Source organism: Micromonospora eburnea (assembly GCF_900090225.1).
In the GTDB taxonomy this organism is placed as follows: domain Bacteria; phylum Actinomycetota; class Actinomycetes; order Mycobacteriales; family Micromonosporaceae; genus Micromonospora; species Micromonospora eburnea.
Genome location: NZ_FMHY01000002.1, coordinates 4,723,025 through 4,744,782, shown reverse-complemented (window position 1 = coordinate 4,744,782; position 21,758 = coordinate 4,723,025). Strand labels below are relative to the sequence as shown.

The 21,758-nt window shown below is 69.4% G+C and carries 9 protein-coding genes; 5 read left to right on the top strand and 4 right to left on the bottom strand.

All coding sequences use genetic code 11. From position 1 onward, the window contains the following. Positions 1–37: 37 nt before the first annotated feature. The gene (locus tag GA0070604_RS20610) at positions 38–5,635 is read right to left on the bottom strand and encodes a type I polyketide synthase (protein WP_091120901.1); all 5,598 of its coding nucleotides are present in this window, start codon (positions 5,633–5,635) and stop codon (positions 38–40) included. 313 nt (positions 5,636–5,948) lie between these two features. Here GA0070604_RS20610 and GA0070604_RS20605 point away from each other — a divergent pair, with 313 nt between their 5' ends. From GA0070604_RS20605 to GA0070604_RS20590, 4 genes are all read left to right on the top strand, one after another. After that, positions 5,949–6,548, top strand: a complete 600-nt coding sequence (locus tag GA0070604_RS20605; RefSeq protein ID WP_091120898.1) for an allene oxide cyclase barrel-like domain-containing protein — start codon at positions 5,949–5,951, stop codon at positions 6,546–6,548. 38 nt (positions 6,549–6,586) lie between these two features. Next, a complete protein-coding gene (locus tag GA0070604_RS20600; RefSeq protein ID WP_091120894.1) occupies positions 6,587–7,795 on the top strand; it encodes a cytochrome P450 in 1,209 nt (402 codons plus the stop codon). Between the two features lie 66 nt (positions 7,796–7,861). After that, positions 7,862–8,905 carry a ketoacyl-ACP synthase III family protein gene (locus GA0070604_RS20595; RefSeq protein ID WP_091120890.1) on the top strand — a complete coding sequence of 348 codons (1,044 nt, stop codon included), beginning with the start codon at positions 7,862–7,864 and terminating at the stop codon, positions 8,903–8,905. A 75-nt stretch (positions 8,906–8,980) separates the two neighbouring features. Then, on the top strand, positions 8,981–14,257 hold the full coding sequence (locus GA0070604_RS20590; protein WP_091120887.1) for a type I polyketide synthase: 5,277 nt from the start codon (positions 8,981–8,983) through the stop codon (positions 14,255–14,257). Positions 14,258–14,451: 194 nt separating this feature from the next. Here the strand turns inward: GA0070604_RS20590 and GA0070604_RS20585 are convergent, their stop codons facing one another. Beyond that, complete coding sequence (locus tag GA0070604_RS20585; protein WP_208602139.1) at positions 14,452–16,014, bottom strand: FAD-dependent oxidoreductase; 1,563 nt, start codon at positions 16,012–16,014, stop codon at positions 14,452–14,454. A 167-nt stretch (positions 16,015–16,181) separates the two neighbouring features. Here GA0070604_RS20585 and GA0070604_RS20580 point away from each other — a divergent pair, with 167 nt between their 5' ends. Beyond that, positions 16,182–17,417 (top strand): nucleotide disphospho-sugar-binding domain-containing protein, encoded by a 1,236-nt coding sequence (locus GA0070604_RS20580; RefSeq protein ID WP_091120879.1) that lies wholly within the window; start codon positions 16,182–16,184, stop codon positions 17,415–17,417. Between the two features lie 53 nt (positions 17,418–17,470). On the opposite strand, the gene GA0070604_RS20575 is transcribed toward GA0070604_RS20580, so the two are convergent. Both GA0070604_RS20575 and GA0070604_RS20570 read right to left on the bottom strand, forming a co-directional pair. After that, positions 17,471–19,426 (bottom strand): ABC transporter ATP-binding protein, encoded by a 1,956-nt coding sequence (locus tag GA0070604_RS20575; RefSeq protein ID WP_091120875.1) that lies wholly within the window; start codon positions 19,424–19,426, stop codon positions 17,471–17,473. Beyond that, entirely contained in the window at positions 19,423–21,156 is a 1,734-nt protein-coding gene (locus GA0070604_RS20570) for an ABC transporter ATP-binding protein (protein ID WP_091120872.1), read from the bottom strand. Before GA0070604_RS20570 ends, GA0070604_RS20575 begins: the two co-directional genes overlap by 4 nt. Between the last annotated feature and the right edge of the window lie 602 nt (positions 21,157–21,758).

Sequence of the window (21,758 nt, the reverse complement as noted above, 5' to 3'; positions counted from 1 at the left end):
CCTCTCGCGGGCCGAAATCATCGGGGAGCCCACCACCTCAGGCCTGCCCCAGTTCCTGGTCCAGCACATCGAACAGTTCGTCGTCCGTCACCGAACCGAGATCGCTGTCCTCGGTCTCCGCACCCGCATTGGACGACGCCGTGCCATTGAGCTTCCACAGCAGGGACCGCAACTGCCGGGTGACCAGAGCTTGCTCGCGGCCGGTCGGCGGGTCGGCCAGCAGGCTCTTCTCCAGGGCCTCAAGGCCGGCGAGGAACGGCGCTGGTCGTACCCGCTCTTGCGGGACGACCTGGGCTAGCAGGTACCGGGCAAGCGCGGCGGGCGTCGGGTAATCGAAGACGACGGTGGCCGGAATACGGATCCCGGTCATGCCGTTCAACCGGTTCCGTAGTTCCAACGCGGTGAGTGAGTCGAATCCGAGGTCCCGGAAGGGGCGCTCCGGGCCGATGGCGTTGCCGGAGCGGTGGCCCAGGACGTCGGCGATCTCATCGCGGAGAATGGTGAGCAGCAGCGCCGGGCGTTGGCCGGCGTCGCGCTCCAACAGTCGGCTCGTCAGGGAGGGACCCTGGTGAGCGATACGGCTCGCCGGAACGAGGTGCCGCAGCATCGACGGCAACGGCCCCGACCCTGCCTGTGCCCGCAGCGCCGCCAGGTTCAGTTCCGCCGGTACCAGCAGCGCCGCCTCGTACGCCAGCGCCGTGTCGAACAGGCCCAGACCCCGCTCCGGTGTGAGCGGATTGACGCCCCGGCGTGCCATGCGGCTCTGGTCGGCCGTGGCGAGTTGGTCGGCCATGGTTCCCGGCTGCGCCCAGAGCCCCCAGGCGAGCGAGACGGCGGGAAGGGCCCGTGCCCGGCGGTGCTGTGCCAGCGCGTCGAGGAACACGTTCCCCGCCGCGTAGTTGCCCTGACCGGCGTTGCCCAGCACGCCGGCGATCGACGAGAACAGGACGAAGATCGACAGGGGTAGGTGCTCGGTGAGCTGATGCAGGTTCCATGCCGCGTCGACCTTGGCCCGGAGAACCCGGTCGAGTCGTTCGGGGGTCAGCGAGGGTAGCGTTCCGTCGTCGAGCACGCCTGCGGCGTGGACCACGCCGGTCAACGGATGCTCGGCGGAGACGCCCTTCAGTACCTGCGCCAGGGCCTGCCGGTCCGCGGCGTCGCAAGCCGCGATGGTGACGGTCGCGCCCAGCTCGGTCAGTTCGGCTTCCAGTTCGGCGGCCCCGTCGGCGTCGCGCCCTCGCCGGCTGACGAGGAGCAGGCGCCGTACCCCGTGCGCGCTGACCAGATGCCGGGCGACGAGTCTGCCGAGACCGCTGGTGCCTCCGGTGATGAGCACCGTACCGGCGAAGGCTGTTACGGTCGGGGAAAGGGCCTGGGTCGACAGGAGAGGCGTGCGGGCCAGACGCGGTGCGTAGAGGGATCCGTTCCGAATCGCCAGCTGCGCCTCTTCGCAGTCCAGCGCCGACGGGAGCATTGCCCGCGACGCCTCCGTGTCATCGATGTCGATGAGCAGGAAACGGCCCGGGTTCTCCGTCTGGGCCGACCGGACCAGTCCCCAGACGGTGGCGCCGGCCGGGTCCGCGACGTCGTCCGGCAATCCGGCGGACACCGCGCCCCGCGTCAGGAGGACCAGCGTGGACGAGGCGAACCGGTCGTCGGCGAGCCAGGACTGCACCATCGCCAGGGCCCGTCGGCCGGCGGCATGAGCGGCAGTGGCCGTATCGGCCGTGGGTGCGGTCTCGCATGATGCGATGACGAACCGAGGCGTCGAAGCGCCAGCGCCGATGCTCGCGCCTAGGTCCTCGATCTTGAGGTACGCCGGCGTGTCGCTGAGCCAGGGGAGAGGCTCACCCAGCACGGCCCGGGACGACGATCCCCTCGGCGGCTCCACGGCATGCCATTCCACCTGGAACAGGGCGTCCTGGTGCTTTCCGTCGGCGGGCAGGTCCCGGCTGGACAGCGGTTGCAACGTCAACGACTCGACGGCACCGACCGTCGTGCCCGACGTGTCCCACATCCGGGCGGCGAACGTGCCGTCGCCGGTGGCGGTCAGTCGTACGCGAACGGTGGAGGCGGGCAGAGGACGCAGCCGTACCCCGGCCAGGGAATGCGGCAGGAGCGCTGTGGCGGCGTGTGCGTCGTTCGCCTCTGCGGCAGGGTGCAGGATCGACAGCGGACGGAACGCACTCTCCAGCAGAGCGGGGTGGAGAACGAAGTCACGGGCGTCCAGTCCCTCGGCGAGTTGGACCTCCGCGTAGATCTCGTCACCGTTCCGCCACGCCGCGCGGATGCCCCGGAACGCCGGACCGTTGTCGAGGCCCGCCTGCGCCAGCTCGTCGTAGAGGCTGTCCACGTCGAGCGCGGTGGCGCCCGGACCGGGCCAGACGAGCCTGCCGGCATCGTCATCCGGTGTGTCGCTGTTCCACAGCACACCGCTGGCGTGCCGCTGCCATGCCTCTCCTGGCTCGTCCCATGCAGTACGGGCGTGGATGGTGAAGCCGCGACCGCCTGTCTCGTCCGGTTGCTCGACCACCATTCGCACCTGCGTGGCGTGCTCCTCGTGCAGCGCTCGGGGAGCGTGCAGGGTGATTTCCTCGACGCTGCCGCAACCGAGGTGGTGTCCGGCGTAGGCGGCCATGTCGACGAACGCGGCCGGCGGCAACACGACCCGCTCGTGGACGGAGCAGTCGTTCAGCCACGGATGCGTTGCGGGGGACAGGGTGCCGGTGAACAGGGCCGCACCCCCGGGCAGGTCGATGGCGGCCGTGAGGAAGCGGTGCTCGGTGGCGTCGAGTCCCAGGGCGCTCGGTGTGGCATTCCTGCCCGGCTCGGGGGTGAGCCAGTACCGATTCCGGGTGAACGGGTAGGTGGGTAGGGGTACTGGTTGTGGTGGTGGTGTCAGGTGGTGGTGCCAGGTGATGTGGTGACCCCGGGTGTGGGCGGTGGTGAGCGTGGTCAGGAGGGTGCGGGTTTCGTCGTGGTGGGGGTGCAGAACGTTGAGGTAGACGACATCCCCACCCCGTCCGCTGTGGGTGAGGGTGTGTTCGGTGAGGTGGGTGAGGGTGGGAGCGGGACCGAGTTCGAGGTAGGTGGTGACGTGGTGCTGGTCCAGGGTGGTGATGCCCTGGTGGAACCGGACGGGTTGCCGGATGTGGTCGGTCCAGTACTCGGCGGTGGTGATGTGCTCGGGGTCGGCGACGTCACCGGTGAGGTTGGAGATGATCGGGGTGTGGGGCCGCTGGTAGGTGACACGGCTGGCGATGTGGTGGAACTCGGTCAGGATCGTCTCGGTGTGCGGGGAGTGGAACGCGTGTCGGGTGTGTAACACCCTGCCCTCATGGCCCAGGGCGTGCAGCCGGTCAGCCACCGCACGGGTGGCTTGCGGGTCACCGGAGATCACGGTGCTGGTAGGGGTGTTGTAGGCGGCGATACCGACCCGCGGGTTCAGATACTCCTCAACCTGGGCGGGGGTGGCCTGGACACTGACCATGACCCCGGCCGGCAACGTGGCCATCAACCGGGCCCGAGCCGTCACCACAGCGGCAGCATCGGCCAGTGACATCACCCCGGCCAGATGAGCGGCGCTCACCTCACCGACCGAGTGACCGATGAAATAGTCCGCGCGGAGTCCGTGATGTTCCACCAGCCGGTACAAGGCCACCTGGAGCGCGAACAACGCCGGCTGCGTGTAGGTGGTGTCATCCAACAGCCCCGCGTCAGGACCATCCGCGGCGGCGAACAACACCGACCGTATCGGCCGGTCGAGGTGAGTATCCAGATGGGTGCACACCTCGTCCAACACGGCGGTGAACACCGGCTTCCGGCCGTAAAGCCCCCGCCCGGCCCCTACCCGCTGGGAACCCTGACCGGTGAGAAGAACAGCGATCTTCCCCCCAGCCTCGGCATCCCCACACACCACCCGAGCAGACACCATCGGCCCGGCCGCCCACTCCCGCAACACCGCCTCACCATCACCGGTGCCGTCCACCACGACACCGGCACGGAAACGATGCTGACTCCGTGTCGTGACCAACGCGGCCCCAATGTCAGCGGCCTGGTACCCGGGATGCGCGGCCACATGATCCGCCAACCGCAACGCCTGCGCCCGCAACGCCTCCACCGACCTCGCCGAAAACAACCACGGCACCAGCCCACCAGCATTGCCACCATCGCCGGTGTCGGTGTCATCGCCGTCGTCAATGGTGAGAGGTCCGGTGGCGGTGGGGGATCCGGTGTTGGTGGGGGTGGGGGGTGCTTCGAGGATGAGGTGGGCGTTGGTGCCGCTGATGCCGAATGATGACACCGCCGCCCGGCGGGGACGACCGGTGTCCGGCCACGGCACCGTCTCGGTGAGCAACGCGACCCGGCCGGTGTCCCAGTCCACGTGCGGGGTCGGGGCATCCACGTGCAGCGTGGCCGGCAGCAGGCCGTGCTGGATGGCCTGCACCATCTTGATCACACCCGCGACACCCGCCGCGGCCTGCGTGTGGCCGATGTTCGACTTCACTGATCCCAACCACAACGGATGACCAGCCTCACGGCCCTGCCCGTAGGTGGCCAGCAACGCCTGCGCCTCGATCGGGTCACCCAACGTCGTGCCGGTCCCGTGTGCCTCCACCACATCCACGTCTGTGGCGTCCACACCCGCGTTCGCTAACGCCTGCCGGATGACCCGCTGCTGCGCCGGACCATTCGGCGCCGTCAACTGACTACTGGCACCATCCTGATTCACCGCACTACCCCGAATCACCGCCAACACCGGATGCCCGTTACGACGTGCGTCCGACAGGCGTTCCAGCAGGACGATGCCGGCGCCCTCACCCCAACCGACACCGTCAGCCGCCGCCGCGAAGGACTTGCACCGACCATCCGGCGACAGACCCCGCTGTCGGCTGAACTCGACGAACGCCGTGGGCGTCGACATCACGGTGACACCGCCCGCGAGGGCGAGCGAGCATTCCTGCTTCCGCAGCGCCTGACCCGCCAGATGCAACGCCACCAACGACGACGAACACGCCGTGTCCACCGTGACCGCCGGACCCTCCAAACCCAGGGTGTAGGAAATCCGACCAGAGGCCACACTGCTGGAACTACCAGTGCTGATATAACCCTCAAAACCAGACGGAGCCGGCTGCAACCGAGAGCCGTAGTCGTTGTACATCACCCCGGTGAACACACCGGTACGGGTGCCCCGCAACGTCTCCGGCGGGATCGCGGCACGCTCCAGCGTCTCCCACACCGTTTCCAGCAGCAACCGCTGCTGCGGGTCGATCGCGAGCGCCTCACGAGGACTGATACCGAAGAACTCCGCGTCGAACTCGTCGGCGTCGTAGAGGAAACCACCCTCCCGGACGTAACTCTTACCCACCCGTTCGGGATCCGGGTCGTACAGCCCCGCCAGGTCCCACCCACGACCCGTCGGGAACCCCCCGATCACGTCCACACCATCGATGACCAGCCGCCACAACTCCTGCGGGGAGTACACCCCACCCGGATAGCGGCAGCCCATCGCCACGATCGCGATCGGCTCATTCGAGCTCTGCTCGAGTTGGCGGGCCCGCTGCCTCAGCCGCTCGTTCTCGAGCAGAGACGCGCGCAGCGCCTCAACCACCTTTTCTGAGGAGGTAGCCGTCATCAGTTCCCCGCTCCAAGCCGAACTTGCGGTTGCCGGCGCGTCGGTCCCGGCAGGCGGATCCCGCCTCGTGTCGCAGGCGTCAGTCCTCCATCGCCAATCTGCTGCCGCCATGGTTCATCTCTTCTCTAAAGTGGCTCTAACCCGCTGGCTCGCGCATCACGAAAGATTAGTGTTAGAGCAGCTTTAGCGAATCGACCGACCCTTGCCAGGACGTATGAGTGCACAGGAATCTGGATTGGGATGGGGGCGACGTGCTTTCCGTATGTGCTCGCTTCCCGGCCGCATCAGGACCGAGTCTGGCACCGGAGGTGACATGAGCTACTACACCGCAAAGGGCCGGGACATCGAGGAAGACCCGGACGCGCCTGTCTCCGCGCGCGCCCTCAATGCCGGTCAGTTGGCCTTTCAGCAGGACCTGGGCAATTCGAGCGCGTTGGAGGCCGGCCAGTTGGCGCTGGCGGCTGCGCTGGCCGCAGGGGCCTATAGGCCGAGCGACGGCCAGGTCAACGCTGCCCTGGGTGACTGCATCGTGGTGGACGGTTTGACCGAAGCCGTCGAAAAACTCGTGACCACGGATCAGGCCGCCTCCGGCGGAGTTGATTCGGCTGAATACGAGGACGGCTTCTACGACGCCGCCGGTAATCGGGTGGGTACCGTCACCGGAACCGCGGTCGTGCTGAGCTACACCCCGCACATGTGGCAATACCACAGCAGCACCACGGAATTCCACGACGGCACCTTCGAAACTAGCGGCGTCATTGACTGCACGGCGATCCTCAATGGCATGACACAAATCCTGCAAGTAGTGGGCCGGAGCGGTCGCTACGCCGGGAAGCGGGGATTCATGACCCTGACGCTGCACGATCACCGGCAGCAGCCGCCGCTCTACCGGACCCAATTCGTCATGCGGTGACGAGCATATCCACGTAGTGAACCGGACAAGGACTGACAATGCCCGAGGATGATGTCGCCATCGCTGAACCCTTTGTGGTGCCGACCCGCCGGAGCCGCCCCTTCGACCCTCCGCTCGACCTGGCGCGGGTACGTGCCCGGCAGCCCCTGTGCCGGCTCTACTACCCCGATGGTCACCAGGGCTGGTTGGTGACCAGCTACGCACTGGCCCGGACGGTGTTGGACGATCCGCGTTTCAGCGCTCGGCTGGATCTGAAGAGGTCGCCGGTCGAGCGGCCGGGATCGACGGCGTTCATGGGTACGACCGCGCCGCCCGGCATGTTCATCGGCATGGACCCGCCGGAGCACACGCGTTATCGGCGCCTGCTGACCAGCGTCTTCACCGGGCGGCGGATGCAGGAGCTCAAGCCCCGGATCGAGGAGATCGTCGACGAGTGCCTCGACGCGATGGAGGAGCAGGGTCCTCCCGTCGACCTGGTGCCGGCGTTCGCGTTGCCGGTTCCCGTCCTGGTGATCACTGAGCTCATCGGTGCGCCGCGAACCCAGCGCGAAGCAATCGAGCGTAACGCCGCCACGTTCGTCAGCCTGGACGCGACCCCGGACCAGGTGCGTCGGGCGATGGGCGAGATCGCCGGCTCACTCAAGGAACTCGTCCAGGACAAGCGTGCCCGCCCCGCGCAGGACGTCCTCAGCGTCCTGACCGAGACCGACCTTGACGACTGGGAACTGGTCAACATCGCCATGCTGCTGCTCGCGGCCGGTCACGAGACGACCGCGAACATGCTGGCGCTGGGTACCTACGCGCTGCTGAGCCACCCGGACCAGTGGCACGCCCTGCGCTCGGACCCCACGCTGATCGACAACGCGGTGGAGGAACTGCTGCGCTACCTCACCGTGGTCCAGTACAGCCCCACCCGCGCCCCGCTCGAGGACATCGAACTCGCCGGACAGGTCATCAAGGCGGGGGAGACCATCGCGATCTCGCTACCGGCCGCCAACCGGGACCCCGAGCGGTTCCCGAACCCGGACACCCTCGACGTCACGTCTTCGATGAGCCCGCACATCGCGTTCGGTCACGGCCTGCACCAGTGCCTCGGCCAGCAGATGGCGCGTCTGGAGATGAGGGTCGGGTTCGAGAAGCTGATCCGCCGGTTCCCGGATCTGCGGATCGCGGTGCCGGCCGAGGACATCCCGATGCGCGAGGACATGAACACGTACGGCGTGCACCGGCTGCCGGTTGCCTGGTGATCCGGAGCACGGGCCGCTGAGCCGGCGGCCGCTCATTCCCTGATCGTGTGAGTCGAAGGAGACACCGTGCTTACGTCCGATGTGTACGTCAAGGGGCTCGGCGTGTTCCTACCGCAGACGGTCAGCGTCGAACAGGCCGTTCAGCGGGGCCTGTACCCGCAGGCCGAGGTCGAAGCGCACCACCTGGGCGGTGCCGCGGTCGCGGGCATGATCTCGGCTCCGGAGATGGCGGTCGCCGCGACCCAGGAGGCGTTCAAGCGGTGCGGCCAGCGGCCGGAGGAGGTCGACCTCCTCCTGTACGCGGACTCCTGGCACCAGGGTCCGGACGGCTGGCAGCCGCAGTTCTTCGTCCAGCGCAGCCTCGGCTGCGACCGCGCCCTCGGGCTCGAGATCCGGCAGGGCTGCAACGGCATGTTCAGCGCGCTGGAGGTGGCGGCCAGCTATCTGCGCGCCGTTCCCGAACGGCAGACGGCCCTGCTCGTCGCGTCCGACAACTTCGGCACCCCGTTGATCGACCGGTGGCGGTCGGGTCCGGGCTTCATCATCGGCGACGCCGCCTCCGCGGTGCTGCTCAGCAAGGAACCTGGTTTCGCCCAGCTCGTCTCGGTGTGTTCGTCGACCGTCCCCGAGGCGGAGGAGGTGCACCGCAGCGGTGAGGCGCTGTTCCCGCCCGGTTGCACCACCGGCCGCGACGTCGACTTCGCTGCCCGCGCCGTCTCCTACAACACCAAGGCCATGGCCCGGCCCGGGGGCTCCGCGGTATGGCCCCGGGTGCACCAGACGATCACCGACGTCGTCGGGCGGAACCTGGCCGAGGCCGGCATCACGACCGACGACGTCACTCGCGTCGCGATCATGAACTACTCCCGGGACATCACCGAGCACCGTTTCCTGGCGGTGCTCGGGCTGCCGCTGTCGAAGTCGGCGTGGGAGTTCGGTCGTACCGTCGGGCATCTCGGCGCCAGTGACCAGATCGTCTCCCTGGACCACCTGCTGACCGCGGGGGAACTCGGCGCGGGGGACCACATGCTGCTGTTCGGCATCGGGCCCGGAGTGACCGTGTCCAGCGCCGTCATCAAGATCCTGCACACCCCCTCCTGGCTCGGCTGAGCCGGTATCCGACTTCGTCGGTCAACTCAAGCGCGTTGCGGACGATGCCCTGTCGTCGGAAGGTGAGACACGCCAATGGCCGTTGCGGAAGGTCACGGACAACCCCCTCTGGCCGGCGCCGAGCCGGTAGCGGTGATCGGCGTCGGCTGCCGGTTCGCGGGGGGCGCCACGAGCCCGGCGCGCTACTGGGAGATGCTGCACGCCGGTCGTGACGGTATCGGCCTCCTGCCCGAGGAGCGGTGGCGGCCCTACGCCGACATGGGCGGCGACTTCGCCGCCGCGCTTCGGCGGGCCACCCGCTGGGGCGGCTTCCTGCCGGACATCGAGGGCTTCGACGCCGAGTTCTTCGGGCTCAGCCCTCGCGAGGCCGAACTGATGGACCCTCAGCAGCGGCTTCTGCTCGAGGTCGCCTGGGAGGCGCTCGAGCACGCCGGTATCCCCCCACAGTCCCTGGCGGCGAGCGACACCGGCGTCTTCGTGGGCGTCGGTTCCGACGACTACGGGCGGCGCCTGCTCGAACACCTGCCCTCCATCGAGGCGTGGACCGGCATCGGCTCCGCCATGTGTGGGGTGGCCAACCGGATCTCGTACGCCCTGGACCTGCGGGGGCCGAGCCTGGCCGTCGACACTGCGTGCTCGGCGTCGATGGTCGCCCTGCACCTGGCCTGTCAGAGCGTGCGGACGGGCGAGAGCCCGGTGGCGCTGGCCGCCGGCGTCAACCTCGTCATCTCCCCGGGGCTCACCCTCACGCTGGATGCCGCGGGCGCCACCGCCCCGGACGGACGTTGCAAGTCGTTCGACGTCACGGCCAACGGGTACGGGCGCGGCGAGGGTGGCGGCGTCCTGGTGCTCAAGCGTCTCAGCGACGCGCGCCGGGACGGTGACCGGGTACTGGCCACCATTCTGGGTAGCGCCGTCAACCAGGACGGGCGTACCAACGGCATCATGGCGCCCAACGCCGAGGCGCAGCGGCACGTGCTGGCCCGCGCCTGCGCGCAGGCCGGGGTGGACCCGCGGTCCGTCGACTACGTCGAGGCTCACGGTACGGGCACCCGGCTCGGTGATCCGCTGGAAGCCTCCGCGCTGAGCGCCGTCTACGGCGCGGGTCGGGAACCCGGAGAACCCTGTCTCATCGGCTCGGTCAAGTCCAACATCGGCCACCTCGAAGCCGGTGCCGGCGTGGCCGGGGTCATCAAGGCGGTGCTCGCGCTGAACCACGGCGAGATCCCGCCCACGCTGAACCACACCACCGGCAATCCGGCGATCGACTGGGACAGTGCCGGTCTGCGTGTGGTCACCGAACCGACCCCCTGGCCCCGGACCAACCACCCGCGCCGGGCCGGCGTGTCCGCTTTCGGATACGGCGGAACCGTCGCCCACCTCGTGTTGGAACAGGCCCCGCCGTCGGCTCGGCGGGAGCCGGCGATGACCGGGGCAGCCGTCGAAGAGCGCCTGTTCCCGCTGTCCGCGGCGTCTGAGGCCGGGCTGCGGGACCAGGCGGGTGAACTGGCGGCCTGGTTGTCGGACCCGTCCGCCGAGGGCACGCTGGCTGACGTGGGGCACACCCTGGGGCTGCGACGATCGCACCTGAGCCGCCGGGCGGCGGTGGTGGCCGGGGATCGGGAGGAACTGGTCGCACGTCTGCGCCGGATCGCCGACGGCAGGCCGGGCGAAGGCATCGCCTCGGGTGCCGTACCTGCCGGGCCCGGGAAGGGTCTGGTCTGGGTCTTCTCGGGGCACGGCTCGCAGTGGACCGGAATGGGCCGGGAACTGCTCGCCGCCGAACCGGCTTTCGCCACCGTCGTCGACACGCTGGCACCCGTCTTCCTCCGCGAGATCGGCTTCTCACCGCGGGCGGTCCTCGACGAGGTGGACCTTGTGGAGATCGACCAGATCCAGACCATGATCTTCGTGATGCAGGTCGGGCTCGCGGAGGTCTGGCGTTCCTACGGCGTCACGCCGGACGCCGTCATCGGACACTCCGTCGGCGAGATCGCCGCAGCGGTCGTCAGCGGCGCGCTGACGCTCGAGGATGGTGCCGTGCTGATCTGCCGACGGTCGCGGTTGCTGCGCCGGGTCGCCGGTCAGGGGGCCATGGCGATGGTCGGGCTGGGCTTCGACGAGGTGGCACGCCGGTTGTCCGGGCGTGCCGATGTGGTGGCCGCCATCGCCTCCTCACCCCTGTCGACCGTGGTCGCCGGAGACCCCGCCGCAGTGGCGGAGGTCATGGGGCGATGGGCCGCCGAGGACATCAACGTCCGGCGCGTCGCCTCCGACGTCGCCTTCCACAGCCCACACATGGACCCGCTGCTCGCCGACCTCGGCGAGGCGGCGTCCGGCCTGTCGCCCGCGTCGCCGCGGATCCCGATGTACAGCACGTCGATGCCGGAGCGCTGCACCACGCCGCTCGTGGACAACGCCTACTGGGTCGCCAACCTGCGCAGCCCGGTACGGCTCGTCACCGCGGTCCAGGCAGCGGCCGAGGACGGATACCGCACCTTCCTGGAAATTTCCAGCCACCCGGTGGTGGCCCATTCGATCGGCGAGACACTGGCCGACACGTACGCCGATGCGTTCGTCGGCGCGTCGTTGCGGCGGGACCAGCCCGAACGAGCGACGTTGCTGGCCAACGCCGGCGCCCTGTACTGCCACGGCATCGGGCTCGACTGGGCGAGGGCGCAGCCGGTGGGCGAGCTGGTCACCCTGCCCACCGTCGCCTGGCAGCGGCGTCCCCTCTGGCGTGACACCCGGCCCGGGGGAGCCGGGCTCGGGTTTGGCCATGACGGCGACTCGCACACCCTGCTCGGCACCGAGGTGCCGGTCGGTGCACATGGCATGCGGCTGTGGCGGACGCTGCTGGACGAGTCGTGCCGGCCGTACCCGGGCAGTCACACGATCAACGGCGTCGAGATCATTCCCGCCGCCATTCTGATCAACACGCTGTTGCGGGCTGCTGCCGACGGCGAGGGCATGCCCGTCCTCAAGGAGGTCGCCCTCCGTGTGCCCCTCACCGACGAGCCCCGCGAAGTCCAGGTCAGCTGTGCCGACGGGGTGCTACGGCTGGCATCGCAGGCGCAGGACCGCGACACCGGGGCTGAACGACCCTGGCTCGTCCACACGAGCGCGCTCGTCGCGGCACCGCACGCCGCGACCCTGCCGTCGCCGGTAGCGGCGCTGGAGGACCTGGCGGCCACAGCCGAGGACCCGGCGGTCGTTCAGCGGCATCTCGCCTCGGTGGGCGTACCCACCATGGCGTTCGACTGGACCGTCGAGGAGCTGCACCGCTGCGCCCGAGGGCTCCGCGCCCGGGTTCGTGCCGAGCCGCCCGACCACCGCGCGGGGGAGTGGGCGCCGCTGCTCGACGCCGCCCTGTCCGTCGCCCCGGTGGCGGATCCGGTACCCGCCCTGCGGATGGTCGCCGGCGTGCGGGAGGTGCGGATCGTCGGCGACCCGCCGGAGACGGCCGTCATTGACATCGTCGTGGACGACGCCGGCTCGGACCTCGTCGACGTGTCGATCAGCGATGGGCACGGTGTCGTGCTGGCCACGCTGACCGGCCTGCGGTATGCGGGCATGCCGGACGTCGCGGCCGGCTCCGTGGCGCCGCAGCACCTGGTCCACGAAACCGTCTGGCGGGAGCTGGAGCTTGCGGCTGCGGACGGCCAGCCGTATCACCGGGAGGTGGTCCTGGTCTCTCCCGACCCACAGACGGCGGGCGACTGGCAGCAGCGCCTGTCGACGGCCGGGGCACGGGTACGCGTGGTGTCCGACCCCGCCGCACTCGGCGGGCGGGTGCCGGCACCGGGTGCCTCGACGGACGTGCTGCTGCTGCCGTCGGTGTCCGGCGGCACGGCCGCGGAGGCGGCGGCCCGGGCCACCTGGCTGCTGGTCTCGACGGCGCAGTGCCTCGCCGGCGGTCCTGCCGCTCAGGCGCCGCGGCTGTGGTGCCTGACCACGGGTGTGCGGGACGGCCGCACCGAGGCCGGTCTTGCACTGGCTCCGTTGTGGGGGCTGGGACGGGTGTTGCGCACCGAGCACCCGGAGCTGTGGGGCGGGATCATGGACGTGACGTGCGGTGACGACGTACCCGCCGACATCGTGCTTCGCCTGTTCGCGACCTCACCGGCCGAGGACGTGATCTCGTTCCGGGACGGTGTCCCCGAGGTCGCGAGGATCACCGCCGTCGAGGGCGCCCCCACGCGTGCGCCGTTCACCTGCCAGGCGGACGGCACCTACCTCATCACCGGGGGATTGGGTGCGCTCGGGCTGGAGGTCGCTCAATGGCTGGTCGAGCGCGGCGCCCGGCGTCTGGTGCTGACGGGCCGCCGCGCCCTGCCGCCACGGGCCACCTGGGACCATCCGGCCGACGACGGCCAGCGTGAGCAGATCAAGGTGGTACGCGACCTGGAGGCCCTCGGCGTCACCGTCCGATCGGTTGCCCTGGACATTGCGGACGCCGAGCGGGCCGCCGTGTTGCTCGACACCGACGGGTTGGGGCTTCCCCCGATCCGCGGCGTCGTGCATGCCGCCGGCGTACTCGACAACCGGATGCTCGCGGACGTCGACGAGGAGTCGGTGCGGACCGTCATGCGGCCGAAGGCCGCGGGCGCGTGGACGCTGCACGAGCTGTTTCCGCCGGGTACCCTCGACTTCTTCGTGCTCTTCTCGTCGTGCGGCCAGTTGCTCGGAATGCCCGGCCAGAGCACCTACGGACCGGCCAACGTCTTCCTGGACGCGCTGGCGGCGTTCCGGCAGGCCACCGACGGCGACCAGAGCCTCAGCCTCGGATGGACGTCGTGGCGGTCCAAGGGTATGTCGGTCAACGAGGTCGTCGACCTTGAGCTGCGGGCCCGCGGGGTGGCCGCGATCTCCGTGCGGGAAGCGTTCGACGCCTGGGACTGGGCGCATCGTCATGGCGGGGCACACTTCACCGTGCTGCGTGTCCTTCCCGTGGAACCCGGTATGGAACGGCCCGTCGTGCTGAGCGAGACGGTGGCCGGCGCTGGTACGGACGACGCGGTGCAAGCGGGACCAGGGCAGGCCGCCGACTTCAGCGGCCTGACCCCCGAGGCGCTGCACAGCCGCCTTCTGGCGGAGGTCACCGAACGGATCGTCGCGGAGATGGGGATGTCCAGCGAGGACCTGGATCCCCGCCGGTCCCTGTCCGAGCAGGGCCTGGACTCGGTGATGACCATCGTCGTACGGCGGAGCCTGGAGAGCCGGTTCCGTCGAGTCCTCCCGGCGGCGTTGCTGTGGCATCAACCGACCGTCACCGCCATCGCCGACCACCTGGCCGAACTGCTGATCGCGGAGGAAGAGGAGCGGGTGGCGGCTGCTGGCGTGTCCACCTGACGCCGGGGATCGGGTGGCGGTGCCGATTTCAGCTCGGCGGAACCCGGCCGGCGTCGGCCTCCCGGCTCGGTGGCGCTGCGGGATCAGTGAAGTGCGGCCAACCCAGCCACGAAACGCCCGCGCCCTCCGTGGTCACCGGCGCTCTTCCGGTCCGGCCCCGGCCCCACCCGATGGGGACGCAGCCATGACACACATCACTGCGGAGCGGACGTGGCGCCGGCCGTTGGCCGGCGATCGCTGCCGAACCAGGTGCTGAGGGCCCGGGACAGGGTGGTGCCGACATGCGCGTCCGAGACGTTGGGGTCCGCCGCCCACACGACGAAACCATCCGGTCGGACCAGCAGTGCGTCCGCGGAGGGCGTCGCGCAGCGCGCGGAAAAGAGATCCACACGGTGACCCCAACCGCTCTGCACGGCACCTAGGGGCCGATCACCGCTCAGGTCGAGCAGGAAGGGCCGGCCCGCCCGCAGGAGACCGGAAACGCGGTCCGCGGCTGGACAGCCGTCGAGCGCCAGGTCGGGAACCAGCCGGCCGACGAGGGGGTGGACCTCCTGATCGTCTGCCTGGGCAACCGGGTAACGAACGTCGGAGCCGTGTACCGTCTCGGCGATGTGCCGGAGCGGCTCGGCGTACCGCACCAGCTCACCCACCAGGTCGCGCAGTGCGGCCCCGTCGGGCGTCACGGCCATCATCCGAGCCTGCGCCCGGGTGTGCGCCAACGTGCGTGCGGCCGCGGCGTGACGTTCCGTGTGGTACGAGTCCAGCAGCCCCGGCGGCGCCCATCCCTGCACCTGCGCGGCTAGTTTCCACCCCAGGTTGATCGCGTCCGACATGCCGGCGTTGAGCGCCGAACCACCCGCCGGGAACAGGTGGGCCGCGTCGCCGGCCAGCAGCACGCGGCCGGCACGGTACCGCTCCGCCTGCCGGGCCTGCGTGACGACGAGGGACAGCCAGCGGGGCTCGCTCATCGGCAGATCGGCGCCGAGCACGCGGCGTACGGCCGCACGAAGCTCATCCAAGGTCGCCGCGGTTCCCGCGTCGGCGGCCGCAGGGTTCGCCTCCGTCACCGACACGATGTGCACACCCGGACCGAACGCCATGATGCCCAGCCGGCCGTGCGGCGTGTAACTCCAGCCCAACGGCAACCGGCCGGCGCCGGGCACGTCCAGCCCGCCGTCTGCTGCGACGAACTGCTCGGGGATGACGACGTGGCCGATCCTCGTCACATCGGTGTTGACCGCGCCGGGAAACGCGATGCCGGCCTGCTCGCGTACGAGGCTGTGTGCCCCGTCGCAGCCGACGACGTACGACGCCCGCATCCGTCGGTCACCGTCGGGGCCCTGGACGTCGACCGTGACCCCGTCGTCATCGGGGGACACCGACGTCACCCGGTGCGCGCGGCGGATCTCGACGTCGCGTTCGAGGACACACTCGGTGAGCAGCGCCTCCAACCGTGGTTGCGGCAATGCCAGCAGCTGCAGCGGGCTCTCCGTCAACTGCGAGAGCCGCAGCGTCACCGCGCCGAAGGTGAACGCCGGTGGCGCTCCGACGAACCGCGCCTCGGTGCGGAACCGGTCCAGCAGGCCGCGGTACCGCAGCAGCTCCACGATCTGCCCGACGAGGCCGTTGGCCTTGGGTTCGGTCCGCGGTGCCGGCGCCTTCTCCAGCACGAGGGGAGACACCCCGGCCAGGGCCAACTCGTACGCCAGCATCAGTCCGGTCGGGCCAGCGCCAATGATGATGACGTCAGATCGCAACCTGGCCTCCGTTCGCTCGGAGCCATCCTTCGACGTCGGCCTAAAGCCGGCCTAACCCCCGGCGCGTCGGGTGCCGGCGCTGGTGCCGAACCCGGGAAAAGTCCGGGGTTGGGTCGTCTTTAGCGGTCCTGCATACGCTGTCCGGTCAGCAGAGAAGGAGACGTGTGATGCGGGTTCTGTTCATCACGATGCCGGCCGTGCCGCACTGGTTCCCCATGGTGCCGTTGGCGTGGGGATTCCGGGCCGCCGGGCACGAGGTTCGCGTCGCCGGCTCGCCTCCCATCCTCGGCGCCATCGCCAGCACCGGACTCGCCGCCGTGCCGCTGACGACCGGCTACGACTCCCGGCCCCGCTCGCGGCAGAGCACCGGGGGAGGAGCGCCCGCCGCCGACGGTGCGGCGGAAGTCTCCGCGGACGAGAAGCTGCGCAGGTTCATGACCTCGCAGCCCGACGCGATGGTGAACAAGCTCGCCAGCCAGGCGGAGGCCATGGTGACGGACCTGCTTCCGCTCATCCGCGACTGGCGACCCGACCTCGTCCTGGCCGATCCGATTCCCTTCGCGGCCCCGCTCATCGCGGAAATGGTCGGCGCACCGTTCGTACGGATGCTCTGGGGGCCGGTGATGTTCCTGGAGAACCCGCAGACCGCGGCCGTCCTGCCCCCGGAGGTCGTGGCAAAGCTGTGCGCCCGCTACGGGGTGACGGTTCGCGACGATTACGCCGCGCGAACCATCGATCCGTGCCCGCCGCGGATGAGCACCGGGAACGTACCCAATCGGATCTTCATGCAGTACGTGCCGTACAACGGGCCGGGTGAGCTGCCGCCCTGGCTGGTCGCTGCGGGCGAGCGTCCGCGCGTGTGCCTCACCTGGGGAACGTCGACGGCCCGGATGCTCGGTGACGAGACCTTCCTTCTTCCGCAGATCGTGACCGGACTGGCGGGCCTCGACGTCGAGGTCGTCGTGGCGGCCAACGCCGCGGACCGTCAGCGGCTCGGGCCGGTGCCGGAGAACGTCCGGGTGATGGAGAGCCTGCCGCTGAACCTGCTGTTGCCGACCTGCGCCGCGGTGGTGCACACGGGCGGTTCCGGCACCACCCTCACCGCCGCCGCGCTGGGCGTCCCGCAGGTGGCGGTGGTGGAGCGATTCGGAGAACAGCGGTTCAACGCCGAGAAAATGGCCGCCGCGGGGGCGGGCATCAGGGTGGCGCCGGAGGACATCAGCGCCACGACCGTCACCGCGGCGACCTCGGCGGTCCTCACGGACACCTCCTTCCGCACCGCGGCCGCCGAGCTCAGCGCGGAGATCCGCGCCCTGCCGACACCCGCGGAGGTGGTAGGCGCGCTGGTCGAGGTGGCGACCGGCGGTTCCGGCCGGGCCGGCCGGAACCGCCGGGTCGCGTAGGGACGCGGGCCCAACGCGGTGTCACCACCGCGAACACCTGCTCGGAAACGCGGTTAGCTCGTCGTCGACGCGGCGAACTGCGCCTCGTACAGCCGGGAGTAGGCGCCACCCGCGTGCAGTAATTCCTCGTGGCGGCCGTGCTCGACGATCGCGCCCGACTCCATCACCAGGATCACGTCCGCGTCGCGGATGGTGGAGAGCCGGTGGGCGATGACGAAGCTGGTGCGGTCGCCGCTCAGCCTGATCATGGCCTGTTGGATCAGCATCTCGGTCCGGGTGTCCACCGAACTGGTGGCCTCGTCGAGGATGAGGATGCCCGGATCGGACAAGAACGCGCGCGCGATGGTGATGAGCTGCTTCTCTCCCGCGCTCAGCTCGGTGCCGGAGTCACCGATCACCGTGTCGTAGCCGTCCGGCAGCGTACGGATGAACCGATCCGCGTGTGCCAGCAGCGCGGCCTGTGTGACCTGCTCACGGGTCGCGCACTCGTGGCCGTAGGCGATGTTGTCCGCGATCGTGCCACCGAACAGCCAGGTGTCCTGGAGCACCATGCCGATGTGGGACCGCAGCTCCCCCCGGGACATGGTCGCGATGTCGGTGCCGTCCAGGGTGATCCGGCCGCTGTCCAACTCGTAGAACCGCATCAGCAGATTCACCAGCGTCGTCTTGCCCGCGCCCGTCGGTCCGACGATCGCGACCGTCTGACCCGGTTCCACCACCAGTGACAGGTCGGTGATCAGCTCCTTGTCGGCGCTGTAGCGGAACGACACATTCTCCAACACGACCCGTCCGCGAACCTGCGGCAGCCGGGCTCCCGGGACCGGGTCCGGGGGCTGCTCGCCGGTGTCGAGCAGATCGAAGACCCGCTCCGCCGATGCCACCCCGGACTGCAGCAGGTTGGCCATGCTGGAGATCTGAGTGAATGGCTGGCTGAAGAGGCGGGAGTACTGGATGAATGCCTGCACCTCACCGATCGACAGGGCGCCGGCGGTGACCCGCAGGCCGCCGATGACCGCCACCAGCACATAGTTGAGATTGCCCATGAACACCATCGCGGGCTGGATGACGCCCGACATCGCCTGGGCCCGACGGCCGGAGCGGTACAACGCCTCGTTGTGCTCATGGAAGGTCGCTGCGGCCTGCTCCTCCCGGCCGTAGACCTTCACCACCGCGTGCCCGGTGTACATCTCCTCGATGTGTCCGTTGAGCTGGCCCGTGGAGCGCCACTGCTGGACGAACTCGCCCTGCGACCGTTTGGCGACGCGTGAGGCCAGGTACAGCGACACCGGTACGGTGACGACCGCGACGAGCGCCAGCAGCGGAGATATCCACAGCATCATCGCGAGGACGCCGATGAGCGTGAGCAGCGAGTTGACGATCTGCCCCAGCGTCTGCTGCAGGACGAGTTGCACGTTGTCGATGTCGTTGGTGGTGCGGCTGAGAACCTCGCCGCGGGACGTGCCGTCGAAATACGACAGCGGGAGGCGGGACAACTTGGCCTCGACGTCGTTGCGCAGGCGGTAGACGGCTCGCTGGATCACCGTGGTGGCGAGGCGACTCTGCGCGATGGAGACGATGCCGGCCGCCACGTACAACGCCAGCACGACGAGGAGCACCGTGGTGAACGCGTGGAAGTCGATGCCCCGACCGGGAACGAAGTTCACGGAGCGCAGCATGTCCGCGATGCCGCCGCGGCCCTGCTGCCGCAACTGCTCCAACGCCTGACCCTTGGTGACGTCGGCGGGCATGGTCCGGCCGATGACACCGGCGACGATGATGTCGGTCGCGCGTCCGATGATCTTCGGTCCGAGGACGGTCAGGGTGACACTGGCCGTGCCGAGCGCGAGAACCGTGCAGACCAGTCCCCGCTCGGGCCGCAGCAGCGCGGCCAACCGGCGGCTCGATGCCGTGAAGCTGCTCGGCTTCGCGCCCGGGCCGCCGGTCATGAGTCGGGCCAGGTTCGCCGCTGGCGCGGCTTCGCTCTTGGGCGCCGTTTTCTGGAGGGTCATGCCGCTGCCCCCTCGGGGATCTGGGAGAGCACGAGCTCCCGGTAGGTCGGGCTGGACTCCATCAGTGCGGCGTGGGTTCCTGTGCCGACCACCCGGCCTTCGTCCAGGACCACGATGCGGTTGGCGTTCCGGATGCTGCTGACGCGCTGGGCGACGACGATGACGGTGGCGGACTCGGTCTCCTGTGCCAGCGCCGCACGCAGCGCCGCATCGGTGGCGTAGTCGAGCGCCGAGAACGAGTCGTCGAAAAGGTAGATCTCCGGCCGGCGGACCAGCGCGCGGGCGATCGCCAGCCGCTGCCGCTGCCCGCCGGAGACGTTGCTGCCTCCCTGTGCGATCGGTGCGTCCAAGCCGCCGTCCATGAGCTGCACGAAGTCCTTGCCCTGCGCCACCTCGAGGGCGTGCCAGAGCTCCTCGTCGGTCGCCTCCGGGCGGCCGTAGCGCAGGTTGGACGCCACCGTCCCCGAGAACAGGTACGGGTTCTGCGGCACGTAGCCGATGAGCGAGGTCAGCAGCCGCGGATCCATGTCCCGCACGTCGACACCGTTGATGAGCACCTGGCCGCTGGTGACGTCGAACAGCCGGGGGATCAGGCCGAGCAGGGTGCTCTTTCCGCTTCCGGTGGAACCGACCACTGCTACGGTCTCGCCGCGTCGGGCGACCAGGTCGATGTCCCGAAGTACCAGCTCCGCCGACTCGGTGTAGGCGAAACTCGCATGCCGTAGCTCCACGTGCCCGGATTCCTCGACCCGGCGCGTCGGTGCCCCGGACGGCGACACGGTGGACGCGGTGGCCAACACCTCGTGGACGCGTTCGGCACACACCTCTGCCCTTGGTAGCAGCATGAACATGGACGTCGCCAGGATCACGGAGGTGAGCAGTTGCACGAGGTAGGCCAGAAATGCCGTCAAGGCACCGACCTGCATCCCACCGCTGTCGATGCGAAGCGCCCCGAACCACATCACGGCGACGCTGCACAGGTTCACCACCAGTATCACTCCGGGTATCATCAGCGCGCTCACCTGGCCGCTGCGGATGCTGACATCCATGAGCTCCCGGTTGGCCTGCGCGAAGCGCCGCTGCTCGTGCGCCTCCTTGACGAAGGCCCGGATGACCCGGATGCCGCTGATCTGCTCGCGCAGCATCCGGTTGATCGCCTCGATACGCTGCTGCATGTCCCGGTACAGCGGTCGCATGCGATGCATGAGCAATCCGATCACGACCGCCAGAACCGGCATGAGTACCAGAAGTGCGCCGGAGAGCGGTACGTCCTGGCCGAGGGCCATGACGATGCTCCCGACCGCCACGATGGGCGCGGATACCATGATCGTGAACACGAGCAGTGCGACCATCTGAAGCTGCTGGACGTCGTTGGTGGTGCGGGTGACCAGTGAGGACACGCCGAGCCGGCCGACTTCCCGCGCCGAGAAGCTCTGTATCCGCTCGAACATCTGCGCACGGAGGTCTCGCCCCAGAGCCATGGCCAGCTCCGCGGCGAAATACACCCCGCCGGCCGCGCAGATCACCTGCAGCACGGTCACCGCCAGCATGACGCCGCCGGTGCGGAGGATGTAGCCGTTGTCTCCTTTGATGATCCCTTGATCGATGATGCCGGCGTTCAGGGTCGGCAGCCACAGGATGGCGATGGCTTGGACGAGTTGGAGTAGAATCAGAAGCGCGGATGGTGTAGGATGTAGACGTACGTGCCGGACAAGCATGCGTAGGACCATGGGTTCCTCTCTTGTGGCGAGTGAACAAGAGCGCAGATGGACTCATTATCCATGAAGCGTGCGAGTCGGGCCGCGCTTGGCGTCCACGCGCGTTCTGCGGCGAGGCTGTCCGGCGTTCGTTTTCGTGTACGGTGAACCCTGCGGTGGCGTTCAGGCCGAGCATTGTTGGACGCTTTCGATGCTCGCCAGCCCGGTGCCCCGTGAGCTGGCCATGATCCGGCCCGGTCCGCCGCTTTGTGCGGTGGTTGCCCGACGTCAGATCGGCGACCGAACGCGCGGGCCGCTGCCGAGCCCGCCGAGATCGGCGCCCTGCCCGTCGCGGTCGCCCGATCCCGCGGCCTGCTCGGAAACCCCGCCCCGACCCAAGGTCCGGGAGAAGGACTGCCGTGCGGCGGGCAGGCAACGCTACGCGGGCCCGGCCGCGGCAAGCTCGCCACCATCGTCGGCAAGGGCTACCGCCGACATCGAACCCGGCGGCCACCGGGTGACCGAGGTCCGGATGAACGCCCCTTCACCCGGACCCCCGCACCGCCGTTCTCGGCGAGAGTGGCCCCGACGCTTCTGAGGTCACCGCCGGGCCTGCTCCGCTCAGAGTCATCGCG

Bases quoted from the DNA above. Each gene is read 5' to 3' on its own strand.
- GA0070604_RS20610 (WP_091120901.1), bottom strand. From the start codon at position 5,635: ATGACGGCTACCTCCTCAGAAAAGGTGGTTGAGGCGCTGCGCGCGTCT.
- GA0070604_RS20605 (WP_091120898.1), top strand. From the start codon at position 5,949: ATGAGCTACTACACCGCAAAGGGCCGGGACATCGAGGAAGACCCGGAC.
- GA0070604_RS20600 (WP_091120894.1), top strand. From the start codon at position 6,587: ATGCCCGAGGATGATGTCGCCATCGCTGAACCCTTTGTGGTGCCGACC.
- GA0070604_RS20590 (WP_091120887.1), top strand. From the start codon at position 8,981: ATGGCCGTTGCGGAAGGTCACGGACAACCCCCTCTGGCCGGCGCCGAG.
- GA0070604_RS20580 (WP_091120879.1), top strand. From the start codon at position 16,182: ATGCGGGTTCTGTTCATCACGATGCCGGCCGTGCCGCACTGGTTCCCC.
- GA0070604_RS20575 (WP_091120875.1), bottom strand. From the start codon at position 19,426: ATGACCCTCCAGAAAACGGCGCCCAAGAGCGAAGCCGCGCCAGCGGCG.
- GA0070604_RS20570 (WP_091120872.1), bottom strand. From the start codon at position 21,156: ATGGTCCTACGCATGCTTGTCCGGCACGTACGTCTACATCCTACACCA.